Annotated in this window: 12 protein-coding genes and 2 pseudogenes; 5 read left to right on the plus strand and 9 right to left on the minus strand. The window is 46.2% G+C overall.

The genetic code is table 11. The annotated features are described in order from the left end of the window. Positions 1-25: 25 nt before the first annotated feature. Positions 26-1,411: an ABC transporter substrate-binding protein gene (locus IEY34_RS01935; protein WP_189006761.1), complete on the minus strand. Its 1,386-nt coding sequence runs from the start codon at positions 1,409-1,411 to the stop codon at positions 26-28. A 217-nt stretch (positions 1,412-1,628) separates the two neighbouring features. On the opposite strand from IEY34_RS01935, the gene IEY34_RS01940 reads away from it, so the two are divergent. From IEY34_RS01940 to IEY34_RS01955, 4 genes are read left to right on the plus strand one after another with little or no spacing between them, the layout of a single operon-like run. Then, positions 1,629-3,281 carry a response regulator transcription factor gene (locus tag IEY34_RS01940; RefSeq protein WP_189006764.1) on the plus strand — a complete coding sequence of 551 codons (1,653 nt, stop codon included), beginning with the start codon at positions 1,629-1,631 and terminating at the stop codon, positions 3,279-3,281. Then, the gene (locus IEY34_RS01945) at positions 3,282-5,084 is read left to right on the plus strand and encodes a cache domain-containing sensor histidine kinase (RefSeq protein ID WP_189006767.1); all 1,803 of its coding nucleotides are present in this window, start codon (positions 3,282-3,284) and stop codon (positions 5,082-5,084) included. It begins immediately after the preceding gene. A gap of 28 nt (positions 5,085-5,112) precedes the next feature. Further along, positions 5,113-5,466: a CidA/LrgA family protein gene (locus tag IEY34_RS01950; RefSeq protein WP_189006770.1), complete on the plus strand. Its 354-nt coding sequence runs from the start codon at positions 5,113-5,115 to the stop codon at positions 5,464-5,466. Further along, the gene (locus tag IEY34_RS01955; protein WP_189006772.1) at positions 5,463-6,158 is read left to right on the plus strand and encodes an LrgB family protein; all 696 of its coding nucleotides are present in this window, start codon (positions 5,463-5,465) and stop codon (positions 6,156-6,158) included. Before IEY34_RS01950 ends, IEY34_RS01955 begins: the two co-directional genes overlap by 4 nt. Positions 6,159-6,355: 197 nt before the next feature. Here IEY34_RS01955 and IEY34_RS01960 read toward each other — a convergent pair whose 3' ends face one another. The 4 genes from IEY34_RS01960 to IEY34_RS01975 all read right to left on the minus strand — a co-directional run bounded on the left by IEY34_RS01960 (position 6,356) and on the right by IEY34_RS01975 (position 11,523). After that, a complete protein-coding gene (locus IEY34_RS01960; RefSeq protein WP_189006774.1) occupies positions 6,356-7,171 on the minus strand; it encodes a sporulation protein in 816 nt (271 codons plus the stop codon). Between the two features lie 186 nt (positions 7,172-7,357). Continuing rightward, entirely contained in the window at positions 7,358-8,821 is a 1,464-nt protein-coding gene (locus tag IEY34_RS01965; protein ID WP_229757415.1) for an RICIN domain-containing protein, read from the minus strand. A 597-nt stretch (positions 8,822-9,418) separates the two neighbouring features. Beyond that, positions 9,419-10,357, minus strand: coding sequence for an EamA family transporter (locus IEY34_RS01970; RefSeq protein ID WP_189006776.1), 939 nt, complete (start codon positions 10,355-10,357; stop codon positions 9,419-9,421). Further along, on the minus strand, positions 10,354-11,523 hold the full coding sequence (locus tag IEY34_RS01975) for an iron-containing alcohol dehydrogenase (protein ID WP_189006778.1): 1,170 nt from the start codon (positions 11,521-11,523) through the stop codon (positions 10,354-10,356). Before IEY34_RS01975 ends, IEY34_RS01970 begins: the two co-directional genes overlap by 4 nt. 119 nt (positions 11,524-11,642) lie before the next feature. Between IEY34_RS01975 and IEY34_RS01980 the strand changes: the two genes are divergently transcribed. Then, on the plus strand, positions 11,643-11,981 hold the full coding sequence (locus IEY34_RS01980; RefSeq protein ID WP_189006780.1) for a L,D-transpeptidase: 339 nt from the start codon (positions 11,643-11,645) through the stop codon (positions 11,979-11,981). 568 nt (positions 11,982-12,549) lie between these two features. On the opposite strand, the pseudogene IEY34_RS38055 reads toward IEY34_RS01980, so the two are convergent. The 4 genes and pseudogenes from IEY34_RS38055 to IEY34_RS01995 form a co-directional block, all read right to left on the minus strand. Beyond that, positions 12,550-12,820: pseudogene (locus tag IEY34_RS38055) on the minus strand (transposase zinc-binding domain-containing protein); the annotation flags it as partial. 73 nt (positions 12,821-12,893) lie between these two features. Further along, a complete protein-coding gene (locus IEY34_RS37645; RefSeq protein ID WP_373291139.1) occupies positions 12,894-13,349 on the minus strand; it encodes a sensor histidine kinase in 456 nt (151 codons plus the stop codon). A 54-nt stretch (positions 13,350-13,403) separates the two neighbouring features. Beyond that, positions 13,404-18,089: pseudogene (locus IEY34_RS01990) on the minus strand (ATP-binding protein); the annotation flags it as partial. 37 nt (positions 18,090-18,126) lie between these two features. Further along, a complete protein-coding gene (locus IEY34_RS01995; RefSeq protein WP_229757417.1) occupies positions 18,127-19,770 on the minus strand; it encodes a hydroxysqualene dehydroxylase in 1,644 nt (547 codons plus the stop codon). Positions 19,771-19,975: the final 205 nt, after the last annotated feature.

Raw genomic sequence — 19,975 nt, forward strand, 5'->3', positions numbered from 1 at the left:
CGCTACTCCTCTCTCCAAATTTCGTTTACTTTGCAACTTGCGCTTTGGCTTTCGTAATCGCTTCATTGGCTTTGGCGGCAAAAGCATCCAGTGCTTCTTTGCCTGTTGCTCCGCCAGTCAACGCACGTTGAAGCTCAGGGAACCAGAACGTACGAATTTCCGCGTATCCGTCAGCAATGGTCGGAGGATCTGTAATAAATTGACGAGCCAGATCAGCGTATTTGTATTCAGGATCATTGTATAAACCTGTTACGGACGTACGTGCTGACAACCCGCCGGTTTGGATCACATTCTTCTTGCCCCACGCTGGATCGTTGACAACGAAATCAATGAATTTCTTCGATGCTGCAATTTTGTCAGCATTGCCGTTGTTGAAAATAGCTAAACCGCCAAGGAATGGCTCAAGCTTTGGTTTGGAACCATCCAGCGTTGGGAATGGCAGCAGCACATCTTCGAATTGCACTTTTTTGTTGGAAACGTTCTGCGCTTTCAGCACTGGCGAGTAATTCAGCGTGAAAGCCAATTTCCCTTGCAGGAACAAATCATTAACATCGGCAGCTGCCAGCGAAGCAGCTCCAGCAACGCTGATTTTATCTTTGGTAGCCTTTACAACCCAGTCCAAGGCCTTGCCTGCATTGTCTGTATTAATGGCAACTTTGGAGTTGTCTTCCGAAAGGAATCTTGAAACCCCCATGTTCGCTAGGTAGGCACGTGTACCTTGATCACCTGCTGTACTTTTGGCGAAGAAGCCTGTTGGGATGATCTCCGGTGCTTTCTCTTTCACAGCTTGCAGCGCTTTCTCATATTCAGCCACGGTCCAAGTACGATCCGGCCTGCTCAATGGCAGCAAATCCAGAGCGCCAATTTTCTCGAACACAGTTTTGTTGACCGCCATCATGAAGGGGCCTGTATTCAATGGATACATGACGATTTGATCGCCAACCATCGATTGCTTCCAAAAAGCTTGAGCAATATCATTCTTGACTTCACTTGTAACAATGTCATTCAGAGGAGCCAACAATTTCTTCTTGCCCCAGTCAATAATCCGACCAGGAGCATCATAGATGACGTCAGGCGCCGTATTCGAGGCAATCGCCACATTTAATTTCTGCGGGCCGCCATCGAACGTAATCATTTCCAAGTTTACTTTGATTTCAGGATGCTTTTGGTTAAATGCAGCAATGATTTGTTTTTCGTATTTGCCGACTTCGCCGTCTAATGTTTGGAAGTTCGGAAAGTTCCACCATGTAATTTCTGCCGGTTTGGCAGCAGCTTGCGTGGCTGCCGGCTTCGAAGCGTCCGGCGTAGCTGCGGGCGTGCTCTGACTGGCATTATTCGTACATGCAACCAATTGCGATCCTACAAGTGCGACGCCTATTACAGTCATTAAACCTTTTTTCATAGCCCTCATCTAAGTACCCCCTGATTTTTTATGCAATAAAGGGAATCTCTCATCCCTTGCCATAAGCATAGTGTAATTTCAAATGTGGTAGAATCCCTGTGTCTTTACTTCCATGGTCGTATTCTGACCTATTTGTTTTTCTAGCATTTACAACCTCGATGCAAGATGATTTTAGGTTATAATTTAGGTAAAGAAAAGAGTAGGTCTTAATCTTCTGGGGGAATTCATGTATAAACTGATGATTGTCGAGGATGAACCACTTATTCGAACAGGTCTTAAACATTACTTTGATTGGCAGGCGCTTGGCGTCAGTCATATCGTTGAAGCCGACAACGGGATGAGCGGCATGGTTACAGCTCTTCAGGAGCAGCCTGATATCGTGATAACTGATATTCGTATGCCAGAGATGGACGGACTCCAAATGATCGAAATGATTCGTCCCAAGCTTCCGAATACGGTATTTATTATTTTGACAGGTTTTAATGAATTTGAGTATGCCCAAAAGGCTATTCGCATAGGCGGTGTGCATGCCTTTCTACTGAAGCCTTTAGAATACGAAGAAAGCGTAGCCACTATTCAAGCCTGTATGAAGCAAGTTGCCGAGAATCAACAAAATCTGCGAACCCATGTTGAATTCGTCCAAATGTCCAAAGAAAGCAAGCAGTTCCAAGGCAGTGAATGGATTCAACTGCTGCTGGACGAAGAAGAACAAAGCGTCATTCATGAGGATAGTCTGCGGCAGCTCTATGAATTCGAGAGTGACCAATACGTGTATCAGCCCTATGTGCTGACTGGTCTACCGACAATTGCCAGTTTCCCGCATTCCAAAAAAACAATGAAACAGCAAGCCTTGCAGCTGATCGATGCTGTGCTAGCCTTGTTACATCCCAACCAAGCAACAAGACAAATTTTAACATATATGTACAGGTCCAAACTATATGCAATAGCCATTGCAGATGCCTCCAATGATTCGCTAGCGGATGACCGCCTGGCTACTCAGTTAGAACAACTTGTCCATGAGGCTGGAAAAGCGACTTCAATGACTTGGTTTCTCGCTATCGGCAAGACGACAGACGATTTATCAGAAATACGTCCTTCCCTGCATCAAACGGATAGATCCCTTTTAAAGCGATATGCCGGGCCCGATCTTTGCTTATTTATCACTTCTACAGGTGACAATGAAAACCACGGGAAAGCTCCCGTCATGCTCCTTGATGATCATGACAAGAAGCAAATCTACACAAGCATTGAGCATGCCAACGAAGCTGAAATCAAAGAGCTGCTAAAGCGATTATCAGGAGAAATTCAAAGCCAGATGCCGCATATTTCAACTGCCAAATGGCTGTCTTACTTACAGGAAATTATCAGCACAGCAATCCGTTTTGCCAATAAAAACAGTATTCCCTTTGAAGGCGTATACAGTGACAAGCTTTTGAACCTTACTTGTGTCGACGATTTCCCAACACTTGACGCCTTGTTCGACTGGCTGGGGGCTTGGATGTTTCATTTGGGAACGATTTACCAACATGGCTCCTCGCCAACCCATCAGCAAGATGTGCTAATTTTCGAACATATCGCATCATTTATTAAACGAAACATCGATCAGGATGTCACTTTGCAGATGGTAGCTGATCGCTTCTTCTATAACCCTTCTTATTTGAGCAGGCTGTTCAAGCGGAAGTTAGACAAGAATTACATGCGATTTGTCACGGAAATCAGAATTGCCTATGCCCAGGAATGTTTGAAAAAACCGGAGTATTTAGTGACGGATGTGTGTATGATGTGCGGCTACAAAAGCTATAAGCATTTCGTGAAAACCTTTCGTCTGCTTACCCAGATGACGCCAACAGATTACAGAAAAAAATGGGGTTGGTCCTAAGTGTCCAGATGGCAACATTGGAGAAAGCGCCTGCGGATGAAGCATGTCAATCATCAAATTTTTATTCTAATGATCTTGATTATTACCGTCCCACTCTTGCTGATCTCGGTTATTATTTATCTGTTCTCGATCCAAGCCGTCAAAAATGAATATCAAAGCAGTTCTAACTTAATCTTGACGAACTTATCCTTTAACATTGACCAATATCTGCAAAGTATTGAAAAGGGCACGCTCAATGCCCAGACGGACAGCCAACTTCAAAGCGCGTTAGAGAATTGGACGTTAGATCCAGACAATGGGAACGATCAAAAAATCGTCTATGGCAATATCATTGAACACTTCATTAGCTCGATTGAAATGACCATTAAGAATGTTGACAGCGTGCAAATTTACGCAGGTTCACGTGTCTTCTACTCGACCAACTTCAACCGATCCGACTATGATGTCAAAGACTTCGCCAATGAGGATTGGTACGTGCAGACCCAGCAGAAAAATGGCGGCATCGTGCTTTTCGGAGCCCACGTGCCTTTTCATCGTGTGAATGCGAAGGAATCCGTCATTTCCATAGCAAGAGTGATTAACAAGGTAGGCAGTAAACAGCCTATCGGGACTATGCTGATTGACATCCGCCTGGATTCCTTGCGGGAAATCCTCAAACTATCGGAAGATAGCAAACGCAATTTTATTATCATCGATGACAAGGGCGGCGTCATTTACAATTCTGACCGCAACCAGGTGATTTCCAATATTTCGACGAACCTGCAGGACCCAACCATTCAACACGTTATAAAAGAGCAATCGGGCAGCTTTTATGCGCATTTATCCGCAGCTGACTCCTTTATCAACTTCGTCACTTCCCCCTATTCAGGGTGGAAAGTCATTCAATATATCGATGAGAAGGAAATGACGAAACAAGCCGATATTTTGATCAAAATTATTCTGACCCTGGCCTTTTTATCCTTAGGTACAGCACTATTGTTCATGTTTATCCTATCAGCTCGTGTGACAAAGCCCATTATCTTGTTGAGCAGGCAAGTTAAATTGGTCGGTCTTGGGAAATTCGATGTGGATCTGAGCAGCGACCGGCAAGACGAATTCGGCGTCCTGTATCAGGGGATTCGCAAAATGGTCGAAGACCTGCAAATCTATATCGAACGCTCTTCCACAGCCAAAGTTCAGCAGAAAGTCGCTCAGTTCGGTGCACTGAAAAGCCAAATCAACCCGCATTTTCTAGCCAATGTGCTTGAATCCATTCAAATGAAAGCCGTCATTAATGGACAACGCGAGATCAGTGACATGGTTGGCATGATTGGCCGATTATTCCGCACGCACATTCAGACCGGGAAAGAAACGGTTACTTTGCGGGAAGAACTTGAACATATTCGGCTTTATGTGAAAATACAGCAGCTGCGTTTTGGGGATAAAATTCAATATACGGAGCGGTTGGATGCAGGCAGCGAATCTCTGCAAGTCATGCATTTCTCCTTGCAACCCTTGATCGAAAATGCCATTGTTCATGGCCTCGAACGTCTGAATGGACCTGGCTTGCTTGAGGTTTCTACGGTTAAATCGGAGAAAGACATGCTCATTATCATCAAAGATAATGGCGTTGGCATCGGGGAAGAGAAGCTTCAGCAAACGCGCTTACGCTTATTCCAGCCATCGGATACACTTGACGAAGAGCATATTGGCATCAAGAATGTGCATGACCGCATTAGGTTCTATTTCGGAGAGCAATATGGCCTGGACATTTATAGCCAGCTTGGCAAAGGAACAACCGTTATCATCCGTATCCCAGCTTAAGACATTACATCATGTGATAGGAGAATCTATGTTAGGATTTGCTATTTTACTAAGCTTTAATTTGATTGGCATCTGGTTGCAGTTAAGCTTGCATGTGCCGCTCCCTGGCAATGTTATCGGACTCATTCTATTTACAATATGTTTATTCGCGAAATGGATTAAACTAGAGTGGGTCGAATCGACAGCCACTTGGCTTACGGGACATATGATGCTATTCTTCATCCCCTTTGTCGTCGGCACGATGGCCTTCTTCCCGTTGATCGCATCCAACTGGCTGTCCATCGGCATTAGCCTTATTGGAAGCTCGCTTGCGGTTCTGCTTGTCACAGGGTACCTCACTTCCAAGTTACAACGCAAAAGCACCGATGGTGAACCCTCATGAGCCTGCAAACTTGGTTAAATCAACCTTTGTTCGGCATCGCACTCAGTGTAATCGCCTACGCCTGCGCGCAATTGATCTACCAACGTTGGCGGTGGCTTCATCCGCTATTCGTCTGTTCCGGCTTTATTATTATTTTATTGCTCTTGCTGCACATCCCTTATGGCGTTTACAAAGTGGGTGGCGACGTCTTGACGCTTATGCTGGGACCAGCGACAGTCGCGCTGGGGGTTCCTCTCTACAAAAATGCCGGTTTGATCAAAAAACATATGACTGGCATTCTGATTTCCGTCACATTCGGATCACTTACTGGGATTGTGAGCGCTGCTCTGCTCGTTGGGCTGTTAGGCGGCAGCCGCGACATCATGCTCAGCATGATGCCCAAATCCGTCAGCTCCCCTATCGCGATCGAAATCTCGCGCCACTTGGGCGCATTGCCGGAGCTCACGTCCGTGTTGACGGTACTTACGGGGCTGTTTGGCAGCATGTTCGGCAAACAGATCCTGCGCTGGCTTGGCGTGAAGGATGGCATCTCCATCGGCATTGCCATTGGCACCGCCGCGCACGGCATCGGCACCGCCAAGATTGTCAAAGACTCGGAGCTGCAAGGCAGCCTGAGCGGTTTTGCCATGGGCGTCGCAGGCATCGTAACGTCCCTGTTGTTTGTTCCCGTTTACTGGTGGTTGCATCTGTAAACGGGGTGGAATGGCCGTTTATAGCAATTCACAGATCAATAGCAGGAGGAATTCCTGTTAGACTCTTCGGGGTCTAACAGCCGCCATGCGGCGGCGACATAACGCCTCCTTATAAAACAAGAGGCTGCTCGCTAGGTTATTAACCTTTCGAGACAGCCTCTACTTTTCACCACTATGTACGGTCGTTCCTTATTCCACTATGCCTCCAGCAACTCGTCAAAAATCTCTCTAAACCGATCCGCGACAGATTCAGCTCCTTCTTCCAGCTCCTCTGCATCGAAATAGTACCGCTCACGGGACTCATCCAGATCCAGCATATCTGCCATTAGCCCCTTGAAACCGCGCGTTTTGCGGTCGAATTCCAGAATGATTTCAACCCCATCTTCATCCGGGTACAAAATAAGCTCAACCTCGTCCACGGAGCTGCGATACTCGCCATTTTGATACGGAATAAATTCAAAGTTCTGTATGAATGGCAGATGATAATTGGCCTGTGGATAGTATTCATTCTCCGCTTTGTGCAAATGAAAGCCTAGTTCCTCCAGCGCTTCAAATATAACGGCCACATGCGGGTGCGCCAAAACTTCTATATCATCACGATCAGAAGGATCTACTGCATTATCAATATCCATTCCCGTTCGAACCCAGATCGGACTGACGCCAATTGAAATCGGTGTTTCATGCGGCAGGACGAAATCAAAAGGGATTTCAATCGTTTGGCCCGGCGCAAAAATAAGGCTCTCACCCAGCAAAATATTAGCTATGACCACGTTCTCCTTTTGCATTCTCACTTCTACTCGGCCATCGCGATTCGAGTCCGTCTCTACTGGCTTCACATACTCCGTCATAATTTGAAAATAAATGCGGTCTACCTTTTGCTCGACGCTTCCACCTTTTGCAACAATGACCCCTTCGACAATTTCACCGGGAATAAATTCTTCCGTATGGAACTGTGTATCCAGATCAATATTGCCAATACCGACGCGAGCTAACATTTTCTTAAAAAAAGCCATGCCTATAATCCCCCTATTCAAAAATAACTAGTATGTATTACGACGCTTAATCTTCATCGGTTTCAAACATTGCTGCTTCTAGCTTACCAATCCAGCCTTCCGCATGTCCAATCCTCCTCAATTTCTCCCCCTCATAGTAAAAGCTACCCACCGCACAAACCAGCGGGGATAGCCGAGTCAAATCATTTATTCAACTTTCAAAAGCCGCCATTGTTGATTCTTGCCACCGTTGTCTGTCCATTGAATTGCCTCTCCGCCACTAGCTTTGGAAGCTCCAGAGATATCAATAAGTTTTGAAGTCGCTCTGTTCTTCAGCTTGAAATTACCTGCCCCGTTATCAATAACTTGCCAGTTCTGACTGGTCCATCCACCATCTGTCCACTGCTCAATAATCGCGCCATCTGCTGTCGATCCATTCTCGACGCCAATAATTTTACCACTGGCACGATTCAATATTTTATAGTATCCACTGCCTGCGCTTACAAATTTCCATTGCTGAGAATACCAGCCGTTATCGATATATTGCTCAAGGTTATCGCCGTTCGCCGTGCCTTGATTAAGCACATTAAGGGCTTTGCCTCCATTGCGATTCTCCAGATAATAGTAAGCATTCGTATCAATGGCTGGCGAAGCGGCAGAAACCGTCCCTGTACTCGTATCAATCGTGACATTACTGCCCCAACTCATCGACATCGAGGTACTCGATGGGAACGTCAGCGGCAGCCAGACATAACGGGATTCCATGACTTTGCCGCTCCAAGCGCCTGCCCAACGATCGCCCATATACAAATAAGATGTTGTCGACGAACCATCGATCGGCAGTACGTACGCACTTTGGGAATCATACGTTGTCCCGTCGCCAAAATTGCTCAGTCCGCTCCATATCCCAGTGATACTTGTCGCTGTCGCATATTTTCCTTGATTCGGATCCCAGCCTGTCGCCCCTGAGGTCGCGAGAAAATATACACCATTTCGCTTAAACATGGCAGGCGCTTCCCGATATTGCCCGACCCACAGCGTCGACACCAATGAATCAACACCAAGGAAATCGGATGTTAATTTGTAAATGTTCATATCCGCATTCACGCGTGTAGCCGAAATTAAATAGGCGGTTCCATTATCGTTAAACACTGTCATATCCCTGGAGTCATAGCCAAGCGGGCGAAAACTTCCTTGATACGTATAGGAGCCATCCACCGTGCTGGAAGATGCCACCGCTGTACGCGCTTGCCCGTAATCGACGCCATTTTCCCAATGCATCCATAGAACGAATTGACCTGTTGAACTATTATAAATGACCTTAGGTCTTTCAATATTGGAGACGTTCAGCTCCGCTGCTGAATTTTTCGTTAAGACATTGTTACGGAACTCCCATGTTTTGAGATCGCTGGATCGATAACAAGACACTGCATTGAAGGTTCCATCCGTGTTGCGATTCTCCCCAAACCAATAATAATAGCCGCTTACTTTAATAATCCCTCCTCCATGCGCATGAATGATATTTCCACTCGTATCTTTAAACTGTATCCCATTTTGAACCGTCACCGCAGCCGCCTCCGTCTCTTTGGGAAACAGGAATCCACTAAGCAACTGTAGTCCCAATACGGCAACCAGCATCCAACATAAGGCGCTTACCATTGGTTTTTTCATCACAGTCATCCTTCCTCTCATGGGTTCGTTTTCGACTCACGCTTTAAATTAAGCGCTTTCAATTCAGCTTATCATTCACCTCCTTAGATTTACAATAAAAGGAAAGTTGGAGATTAGCTACTGCATTTTCAGGAAGAAGTATGAACTTTTACAACTTTTTGAGTGAAAAACTGCTTGTGACATCGGAAAGGGAGTCACACTAAAATAAGAAAAACGGCGGTTTAGCCGCCCTGATAGATCCGCCTCTTCTTAGCGGCAAAACCTTGTAAGGGAACTAGAGGGCGCTAATTAGGCAAAAAGTAGGGATGCGTGGGTAGTAGCGGAACTACAGGGTCTTATTTCCACGAAAACGTTCAAAATCCCCATTAAACGGAAAAATAGCGTACTGTAGTTCTCTCACCCTACCGAAAATGACACTTTTAGCTTGAATAGCGCATCGTAGTTCCTTTATTTCCGCGAGAGGCTGTTGGCATAACTCCGCGTTCACTCCAAACCATATAAACTCTTCAAAAAAAAATGCACACCCCATCTTGACGATGAGATGCACACCTGTATGCACACTTATTCCTTCAGTGAACGCCGTTTCCTTCGCTTCCTTCAGAGCCCGCTGTTCCCTTCGTTTTCCCGCAAAGCCCGCCGTTTCCTTCGCTTGAGCAGCTCCGGCAGCGCGATCCCGAACATCGTGATAATCACGCCAAGCCATTGCAGTCCGTTCACGGTTTCATGCAGCACGACAAATGACATAATAACCGCGGTAGGCAATTCGGCCGCACTCATAATAGTCGCCATCCCTCCTCCGATACGAGGAACACCGATAGCAAAAAATAGCGGCGGAATGACGACGCCAAAAAAGGCCAGAAGCAGCGCCCACGGCAGCAACTCTTCATGCAGAGAGCCATTGAACAAAAAATGTGGCGGAAAGATACACATCACCAGCACCAAAGATCCAGATTGCATGATCGCGCTGCGCGTAATCGGCGCCACTTGGGCGGATACTTTGCCGTTAAAAGCAATAAATAACGCATACGTCAGCGCGGACAGCAAGCCCAGCAGAATCCCAACCCAGGACGGAGCTTCTTGGCCGCCTTTTAAATATCCACTGGCCATGATGATGCCAACAAACAAAATAAGAAGCGAAAGCAGCTTCTCTTTGCCAGGTCGCTTGCGCTCTATAATGGCTTCCAGAACAATTCCCATCCACGTGAATTGAAACAAGAGAATAATGGCAAATGAGGCCGGAATATATTGCAAAGCTGCATAATAACAGATACCGGTTAAGCCGGAAGTTGTGCCAATAGCCATCAGCATGAGAGCTTGCCGCGGCGCGACTCGGTAATTCGCAGGCGCGGAAGTGCTGCTGCTTCTGGCTGATTTGGCTGCGACCAGAACTAAGATCCACATCATCAGAACGCCGAACACATTCTGGCTGCCAACGACTTCTCCTACATGGAAGCCAGATTCATACGCTTTTTTTACAAAGGTAGACAAAAGACCAAAGCTGCAAGCACCAGCCAATACATAAGCATAATATTTCATGACAGCGAACGCATCAAAATGTCTTTGACGGTCTCGCGCGTCATGATTTTATATTGCCCCACTTTGTCCTTCATAAATGATTTTTCCACCAATTCATCGAATCGAGAAGCATCGATCCCATAGTCGCCAAGCTTACTCGGCGCGCCTAATGAGTTCCAGAAATTACGCAGCGCAAGTATGCCTTCTGAAGCAATCTCATAATCCGTCTTGCCAGCCGAATCAATACCGAATACATTCACTGCCAGCTTTGTCATCCGTGAGGGATCGTCCTCTGCACAATGCTGCATCCAGTTCGGGAATAAGATCGCGAGGCCTCCCCCATGGGGGATATCATAAATCGCCGATAAGCCATGCTCAATTTGGTGAGAAGCCCAGTCCCCTCCATCCGTGCCGCTGGATAATAATCCATTGAATGCCGTAGTCCCCGCATACATAACCGCAGCGCGGAAATCCGTATTGTGCAAATCGGCAAGCAACATCGGCGCTGCTTCGATCACCGTCAACAACACGGATTCCATGAAGCGATCGATCATCGTTGTATTTGAAGTCCTATGGAAATACTGTTCCAGTACATGAGACATCATATCCACGATGCCATACACGGTCTGGTCCATGGGCACCGAATGCGTATAAGTCGGGTCCAGAATGGAAAATTTCGGATAGGCAAGCCGGCTGCTCCATCCTCGTTTTTCATTTCGTTCCCAATGTGTGATGACCGAAATGTTATTCATCTCTGAGCCTGTCGCGGCTAACGTCAATACCGTTCCAAATGGGATTGCCCGCGTCGGTACCGCTTGGCGTGTAACAATATCCCAGAAATCTCCTTCGTAATAAGCTCCTGCGGAAATCGCTTTGACGCAATCGATCACACTGCCTCCGCCTACGGCCAAAATGAGTTCAATTTGCTTATCACGGCAAATCTCAATCCCTTTGTTAACGGTGGTTAGCCGCGGATTCGGCTCTACGCCAGAAAGTTCAAAGACCTCGGCTTGCCTATGCTCAAGCTGTTCCTTGACAGCTTTATATACACCATTCGCCTTAATGCTCCCGCCGCCATAGACGAGCAGAACCCTTTTGCCCGCGGAACCAAGTTCCTGCTGTAACTGCTTAATTTGACCTTCCCCGAACCAAATTCGGGTTGGATTCTCCTGTACAAATGATTGCATGTCTGTTTCTCCTTCGATGACTGAATTCCTACGAAGTATACCATAAGTAAATTCGAATTTCGAAAAAGCTTATTTCCATTTACGCCTTCTTACATAGAATATACAGAGGTGAGCTTATCATGCCAAATTACCGCATTATTGTGGACTTATCTGATTTCCAGCTATACCTGCTGGATGTCAATCGAGTCGTCCGGGGCTTCCCTGTTGGCATTGGCAAAATGGTTACCAAAACGCCCACAGGCGAGTATTACATTATTAACAAGCAACCTAATCCAGGTGGACCTTTTGGTGTGCTCTGGATGGGACTCAGCAAGCCCCACTATGGGATACATGGCACGAACGATCCTTCTTCGATTGGCAAGCAAACGTCTCACGGCTGCATTAGAATGCACAACGAAGATGTTTTGGAGCTTGCCGTGCTTGTCCCTATTCATACTAGAGTTACCATTCGACCGTAAGAAGAAAAACGGCTATGCTGCCCTGAGAGATGAGCATCTTCATAACGGTTTTCAGCAATCTAGCGGATCCTATTCCCTTTGGGCTTTGCAATGACAGAAAACATCATGTGAAAAGGAACTATGATCCGCTAAATGGCAGGAACTGGGGTAAACGTAGCATGAAAAGGAACTGAGATCCGCTATTTAAGCGGAACCTGCTGATTCCAATCGGGAAATGGTGCAATAGCGGATCGTAGTTCCCTCTGGCGTGGAATATGGCGGTTTTCGCAATTATAGCGCACTATAGTTCCCTCTGGATCCCTATCATGACAGATTTTCCTACAATCGCGGCTTGACGTTCCCTTATCTCCGCGCGATTGCAAAGCAAGAGGATCTCATTCTGCCAAATAGCTTGTTTATACCTCCAAACCAGCAGCAATTCGAACAAATAAGTACGTTCACAGCTACCTTGTTCTCATCACATCGCATCGAACCCCTCCATCGTGATGGGGCCGCCTACAACCCTAGCCTGGAGACTGGCGTCAATCTCCAACATTTAAATTCTGGGCAAGCTTCACTCACCCCAACCCAAAAACATGTCTCTTAGACCTTCGTCGATGGTCAAGATAACATGTCGATGGTTGACTTGACATACGTCCTCAGACAAGACACGGGCTCCACTCTTCCGTTCCTCCGCATGAACACGGCGTGCAGAAACACCCCTTGCACCAAAAAGGCACCACCTTAAGATCGAGGCACCCTTCACATGCGAGCAGCTTAAACCCTTTTTTCGGGTTTCCACAATCTCGAAATTTCCGGATTTCTTTCAGCACTTCGGGACGTATCTTTTTGCCACCCTTGCTTTTATTGGCTTCATAGTAGCGATTCTATATAAACAAAAAATATCCCACATTATATGTGAGATATTCCTAGTTAAATCCGATGTACAGGCAAGGAGAACGAGATACTGCAGCCTTTGCCGAGGCGGCTTTCCGCCCATATTTGTCCACCATGATATTGGACAATTTCTTTGGCAATGGCAAGACCCAACCCGCTTCCGCCAGACGTACTCCGCGATTTGGAAACTTTATAGAAGCGTTCGAAAATGTGCGGCAAATCCTCTTCACTAATCCCTACACCCGTGTCGGTTACCCGAACGACCAGTTCGAACGGTTCGGGTCTAATCGTCACAAACACGTTAATGAATCCACCTCTAGCCGTAAATTTAATTGCATTGTACAGAATATTGGCATATACCTGTTCAATACGATCCGTGTCTACGGTCAAGAGCAAATCATCTCCACCATCACTCGGTGACATGTCCAGCGTGTACGTAATGCCTGCATTCGCTGCATCCAATTCATATTTGGCGAATAGCTGACACACCATCGATTGACAGGAGGTCGGAGCCAATTGGAAATGGAATTGTTTGGTCTCCAAGCGGCTAAGCTGATAGAGATCCGTAATGAGTCGCTGAATACCGACAATTCGCATATGAACGACTGAAAGATACTTTCTCTGCTCTTCCGGCTCCTGAATCACACCGTCCAGAATAGCTTCCACATAGCCTTGAATACTCGTTAAGGGTGTACCCAGGTCATGGGAAATATTCGAGAGCAAGTCACGACGCGATGTTTCCATCAAAATCAATTCATTGGTCCGCTCTTTCACTTTGGATTCAAGGTCATTGTAAAGCCTTGCATTTTCGATCGAAATTGCAGCCTGCGCAGACAGCAGCTTAATAATATCCAAGCGATCCGAAGTAAAGGCATTGCGAATCAAGTTATTTTCCAAGTAAAAAACGCCGACAAGATTCCCTTGATGCAGGATGGGCTCACAGAAAATGGATTTCACTTCGGATGCGCGAATATAGGGGTCGTGCGTAAAGAATCCTTTATTCGTAGCATCATCCAGAACGACGCCTTCTTTGGTGCGCGCCACAAACTGAATGACTGAAGCCGGAAGATCATCTTTGCTTTCTAATGATATCGCATTCACTATACAGGAATCCTTGCCATCAATCGCCAGCATCTCGGCCTCAACGAGCAAACTGTCTCTCTCTTTCAATACAAGGACGCTTCGCTCTGCGCCGGAAGAGAACGTAACGACTTCCATCAAACGCTTGATTAACTGCTCCAGGTTGACCTCACTGGATAAGGATCTGGATGTGTTCATGATCGTCATGAAATCGAGCGCCTGCAGCGAATAATCGCTGATATTCGTTGTACTCCAATCCTGTTGTTCCTTGAGTGAGGTCAAATAATTCGGATACCTCATTTTAAGTTCATCGGCCTTCGCTTTTGCCCCCCAGCTTAAGTAGCCGTAGTAAGCATCCACCAGGAAAGTTTTGGCGATTTTGTCCCTGCCAGCCTCTTTGTAATGCCTTCCTGCCAGCTCGCAGGCCATCGCTTCATGTTGGATGAAACCCTGCTCCCGCGCTTGCCGAATGGACTGTTCATAGGCTCGTTCCGCTTTCTGGATATGACCTGTTACACGATGCCATTCCGCATGCATGAGCAGGCTAAGATGCAGGAAATTCTCCGGACAATGGCCAGCCCATTTGTCCATCTTGCGCAGCATTTTCCGGATCAATTTGGCATACATCCGCTGATCAGCCACCGCAGCTTCTCTATACACAGCCGTAATCGACAGGGTGTAGTAGAAAAAGTTCTCAGGAATATGAAACAAACCGAAGGAGACCGACTGCATCGGTTCAGCATTCTTCCCCGTCTTAACCGCATCAGCAAATTGACCGAATAAGTAGTACAACATCATTTTTTTCACGGTATACTCATGTAAAATGACTTGATTGGGATGGATTTCCAGTTTGCGCACGAATCGATCTTCTTCCTCTTCATCCGTACCGATGATCAAAGGATTTGCAGCTTTTCCTTCCATATTCAGAATCACCATGCGAAGCATTTCCAACATGAGAAGCGTATCATGATGATTCGTTTGTTCTAAGATACGGTAATGCTTAGCGAGGTCTTCCTGCACTTCGGAAAGCGTGACACCTTGAAAATCCTTAGCTAACACCTGGTATGTCAAAGCATACCCAGCGAACACCAAATCGCCATCCTCAATCCCGTTTATGAATGACTCCTTCAAATGCTCCAAACAGATCTGAAGCGGCTTGACCCATGGCGTTACGAATAAACCGAATGAAAAATGGCTTTTGCTGCGGAACTGATGGGATTGAAATCTGGTATTCATTCTATCGCCCAATTGTCCGTACTGATACCCGAGTTGATAATCCCCAAAGCCCGATCCGAGAATCAAGCCATAGGAACCATAGACATAGGCCATCACCGAGGAATTGCCGTACTTCAAGGCATTTTTGGTCATGATAAACATGAACAGGACGAATAAATTCGTATTGACGAAATACGCGGAGACCGCGATACTCATCATTAAATTCATGAGCCGTGTCATGTACGCGTCTTCCATGAGCGGAAGATCATACAGCTGCAGCGTGTTCTTGCGTCCAATCTTCGCCTTCAAATTCATATAGGCTAAGAAGATATTCACGCTGGTCGGCTCCCTGGGAATACGCAGTCCTTGCTCAGCTAAAGCCTTGAGTCCGACTTCAACACTCTTGTGCTGTTTGCCGACATTGGTGTACAAAATAACTTGCAGATTATACACTTCCAGCTTCAATTCATTCGTTCCTGCGTCTGACAGCAGCAGCTCATAGGAAGCTTCCGCTTCATCTGCTTGACCATTCAAATAAAGCACTTCCGACTTCTCAAGTCGGATAGAGAAGCTAAGTTCAGCAAGTTCTTTTCCCTCTACGAGCGTAAGCAGCGCCAAAGCCTTGTTGTAATACTGCAAAGCAGAGCGATAGGCATTGGAAGACTTAGCTTTGCGCCCTGCGCGGAGATTAAATTCCAGCAATTGAATAAGCGCTTCCCGCTCCTTCAAGAGTCCTGACCCTATGTTCATATGGTTAACAATATCGAAAAGGCGCTGCTCAATTTCTTCCTCTTGCAAGAGCTCCAAAAGTTTATTGGCGATCATGAGATGCATGTCCGGAAGTTCATACTGCTCAATAGAACCATAGACGGCTTCCTGAATGGAATCATGCACGAACATAAATCGAATATCTTGTGCCGCTGAATTTCCTTGCGAGTCATGATAGAACTTGTAGTCGGTTCCTACCGGAATAATCAAGCCGGTTTGAATGGAGATTTCCAGCACCTGCAGAACTTCTGTGAACCCCGTCATCGCGATAATCCCCAACGCTTCTAGATCAAAGGAAGCACCCAAGCATGCGGCTAAGCGCAATAAATGCTGCGTTCGGGCAGGCATTCTAAGCAGCTTTTCAGCCAGGAGAAACATCAAATTATCTGTAATTCTAAGCTTCTGAATCTCCTTTATATCCCAAATCCAACGATTGTCCTCATAGCTAAAAGCAAGCAAGTTCTGCTCATACAAGGCTGTGAGGAATTGCTTGACGAAGAAGGGATTTCCCCCTGTTTTCTGGAGAATCAACTGAGCAAGCTCTGCGACATGGTGCTGTTCGGTCTTGAGTGACTCTGCAACTAGCAGCTCTATAGCTCCGATCTCCAGTGGTTGGAGCGAAATACGCTCAGAAACAAGCCGTTCAGGCAGCTTATCCAGCAATTGAACGTGCGTAGTCGACAGCAAATTCTCGCTTTCACTGCGATAAGAACCGATGAAAAGGAAATGCCGCATTTGCGAATCGTTCAAAAGCAGCTCAATAAATTGCAAGGAGGCGGCGTCCGCCCACTGCAAATCATCGAGAAACAACACAATCGGCCGATCTTTCACACAGAAAGTAAAAAGAAACTGCTGGAGTAAGAAATGCAATCGATTCTGCGTTTCTTGCGGCGGCAGCTGCTTGACATTCGGCTGTTCACCGATAAGTACCAAAAGCTCGGGAATGAGATCAATCAGGACTTTACCGCTCGAGCCCAACGCTCTGAGCAGTTTTCCGCGGTATTCCTCAATTTGTTCATCCTTTTCGGTTAAGAGCTGACGCACAAGCTGTCTTAACGCTTTGGCGAGCGCATGGTAGGAGACATGCTGCTTGTTCGGCTCGAATCGGCCTGGCAAGAACCAGCCATTCTCCTTCATAATCGTCTTCATCGTTTCGGCGATCAGAAAGGATTTGCCATAGCCGGATTCGCCGGTGACCCAAACGGCCTCCAACGAACCGTGAACGGCACGTCCATACACATGGAGCAGTTTCTCTATTTCTTTGGCTCGTCCGTACAATCCTTGCGGAATCTGAAACATATCCGTCATATCATAGAGCCCGATTTCAAAGCTTTGCGTATCATCAGGTGAGTTGACGATCATTAAGCAATGTTCAAGATCCTGAATGATGCCGTAAGCGCTTTGATACCGTTCTTCCGCGTTCTTGGCAAGCAGTTTCATCACGATTTCCGATAACGGCTTAGGGATATCCATCCGAATGTGATCAGGAGGTATCGGGGTCACAGCGAAATGCGAGTGAATCAGCTCAACCGGATCTTCCGTTTGGAACGGAAGCCTTCCGGTGAGCATTTCGTAAAACGTAACGCCTAAGGAATAATAATCAGTACGATAATCGATAATGCGGTTCATCCGACCTGTTTGTTCAGGAGACATATAGCTGAGCGTACCCTCGAGCATCAGGGGATCCAGCATTTCCTGCCGTTCTCTGGTAAACGATGAAATACTGAAATCCGCCAGCTTCATAATTTGTTTTTCTGGATTTATGATAATATTGCTTGGTTTAATATCTTTATGTATGACATAACGTTGATGAATGTCCCCGACGATTTTGACCAATTGAATTGCAGAGGTTAAGAAGGTTTGCAGCGACTGGCGAAACACAGGGAAATAAGCAGACAATGTCTCCCCATCGAAGTCCTCCAAGATAAGCGCGACACCGTTCTGATGTTTGGGCAGCGCAAGCGGCTTAACAATCCCTGGTATGTCCAGCATGCTGCCAATCTCGAATTCTCGTTTCAATCTAGCAATATCCGCGGGAATAGGGAAATCTGAACGCAGTGTTTTGATGATCACTTTTTCCAAGGTTACCTTATGTATCGCGCGAAAAAGCACGGTCCGATCCCCTTGATAAATTTGTCTGATCAAATCATATTCCGGCAAAATTAACATACAATCCTCCTAGGTAATCAAGCAGCTAGGTACGTCTCTAAAAAAGCTTGCCATCCCAAGGAAGTCCTTTTTCAAAGCGACGCTTGTCGTGGTGATGATACGGCTTCAAAACGTCAATGTTCCATAGCTCAAACGTATACATATCCCAAATTTCACACGGTTCTTCCGTTGACCCGTCTTGCGTCAAAATGGCGTTCACTGCGCGGCGTGCCGCTTCATTCGCTCCCTCCATAGTAGCAAGGTTCGTATTCGTACGCACATAATCCGCGGCAAGAAACAGATTAGGAATTGCTGTGTAGGCTTCCGGTCTTAAATCCCAAGTGCCGACGCGATTAATAAGCAGCGGCTCCATATTCGTACAAGCTTGGTCTGGATTCTCAAATTGAATATCCGTGTCCAAGAACCAGGAATGCAGAACGTCATCTTCGAGGATGACAGCGCCGTCAACATTCAAACTTTTCTTCATTTGCGCCCATACTTCTGCTTTAATTTCTTCCGCTGTACAATAAGTCGCCGATTTGCCAAATAAGATTCCTGGCGTATCCCAATCCGAAATATCGACGGATAACACGCCTTTTACCGTACCGTCTCCGTAGTTGCTTAGGTCAACATCCGGCCAGAATTGCTTCTGAGATACAGAAGTCAATGACCAAGGGGCATCCAAATAAATCACATGACCATGCGTAATAGGCAGCTCTTCCTTCAAATAGAACTGAATACCATTCATCCAGGCTACCGAATCCACCAGTTTCTGCACGCCTGCTAAACCTGGGTCCGCTTGAACCATCGCATCGGTGACGAATTTCCCCATCACTTCCACAGGGAATGCGGCGATATAATAATCAGCTTCGATCTCAAATGTTTGACCATTTTCGGTAATCTTCGCACCGCTTATGACACCGTCTACACAGTCAATGCTCTCAACCTTCGCAGCCAAATGATAATCAACACCATGTCCTTGCAAAAAGTTCAGCCAAGGTTGAATCCATTTGTCATTCGTCGGACCGTTTAATAGACGGACGAAGCTTGTACCTGGCGTTGTGATATCCAATGTCATCTGAACAGCGACAGGGCCTACCGTTTGTGTATTGGCAATTTGGGATTGACAGGCGACAAGCGTCTTGGTAAAGCCTGCAAAAATCTTCTGAAACGCCGGGGATTGTTGTTCAGCTTCAATGAAGTTCCACCAATCAATGAGGTTGTATTCCTCGCGGATGCGTTCATCGCAGCTCGTCATCACTTGCCACAGCTTCCGTCCGTATTGCTCCATATCGTCAGCCGTGAGTCCCAATCCATTATCAAACAGATCTTTAATGATAACAAGAAAATTATCCAAACTAAATTCAATTTTGGCCAATAATGGAAGTAATGGCGCTGTGTAAGTGGCAATATCCAACCGTGTTACTTCCATCAAGTTATCATATACAAAGCCATTTTCATAAGGAATTCGTTTCAAGGTGTCAATTACATGTCTGTAAAAGCGAGGAAATAAACGGAATCCATGCTCTCCAGGCAGATCCTTCCTGCCATCAACACCGCTGCCAACAAAAGGCATGCTTCTGGCTTTCCCACCCGGAATACTCTTAAACTCGTAAACCGATACCTCATAACCTCTGATAATCAATTCATGCGCGGCGCTCATCCCGGCTACCCCGCCGCCCAAAATTGCGACTTTTTTCACCAATTTTCCCCCTCAATTTGGATCATATTGTAAATAATACTGTAAACCCATCATATCATTTAGGCCAAATGAATCATAGAGTTTAGTTCAATAGAAATAGAAAAAGAAAATAGCCCGCATATTATCCCCTTTTTCAATCTCGGGAACTTTGATTCTAAATTCCTAAATGCGCACGAATCATATATAATAGAAGGAAATCCTGAAG

It is taken from the genome of Paenibacillus marchantiophytorum (genome assembly GCF_014640555.1).
Taxonomy (GTDB): domain Bacteria; phylum Bacillota; class Bacilli; order Paenibacillales; family NBRC-103111; genus Paenibacillus_E; species Paenibacillus_E marchantiophytorum.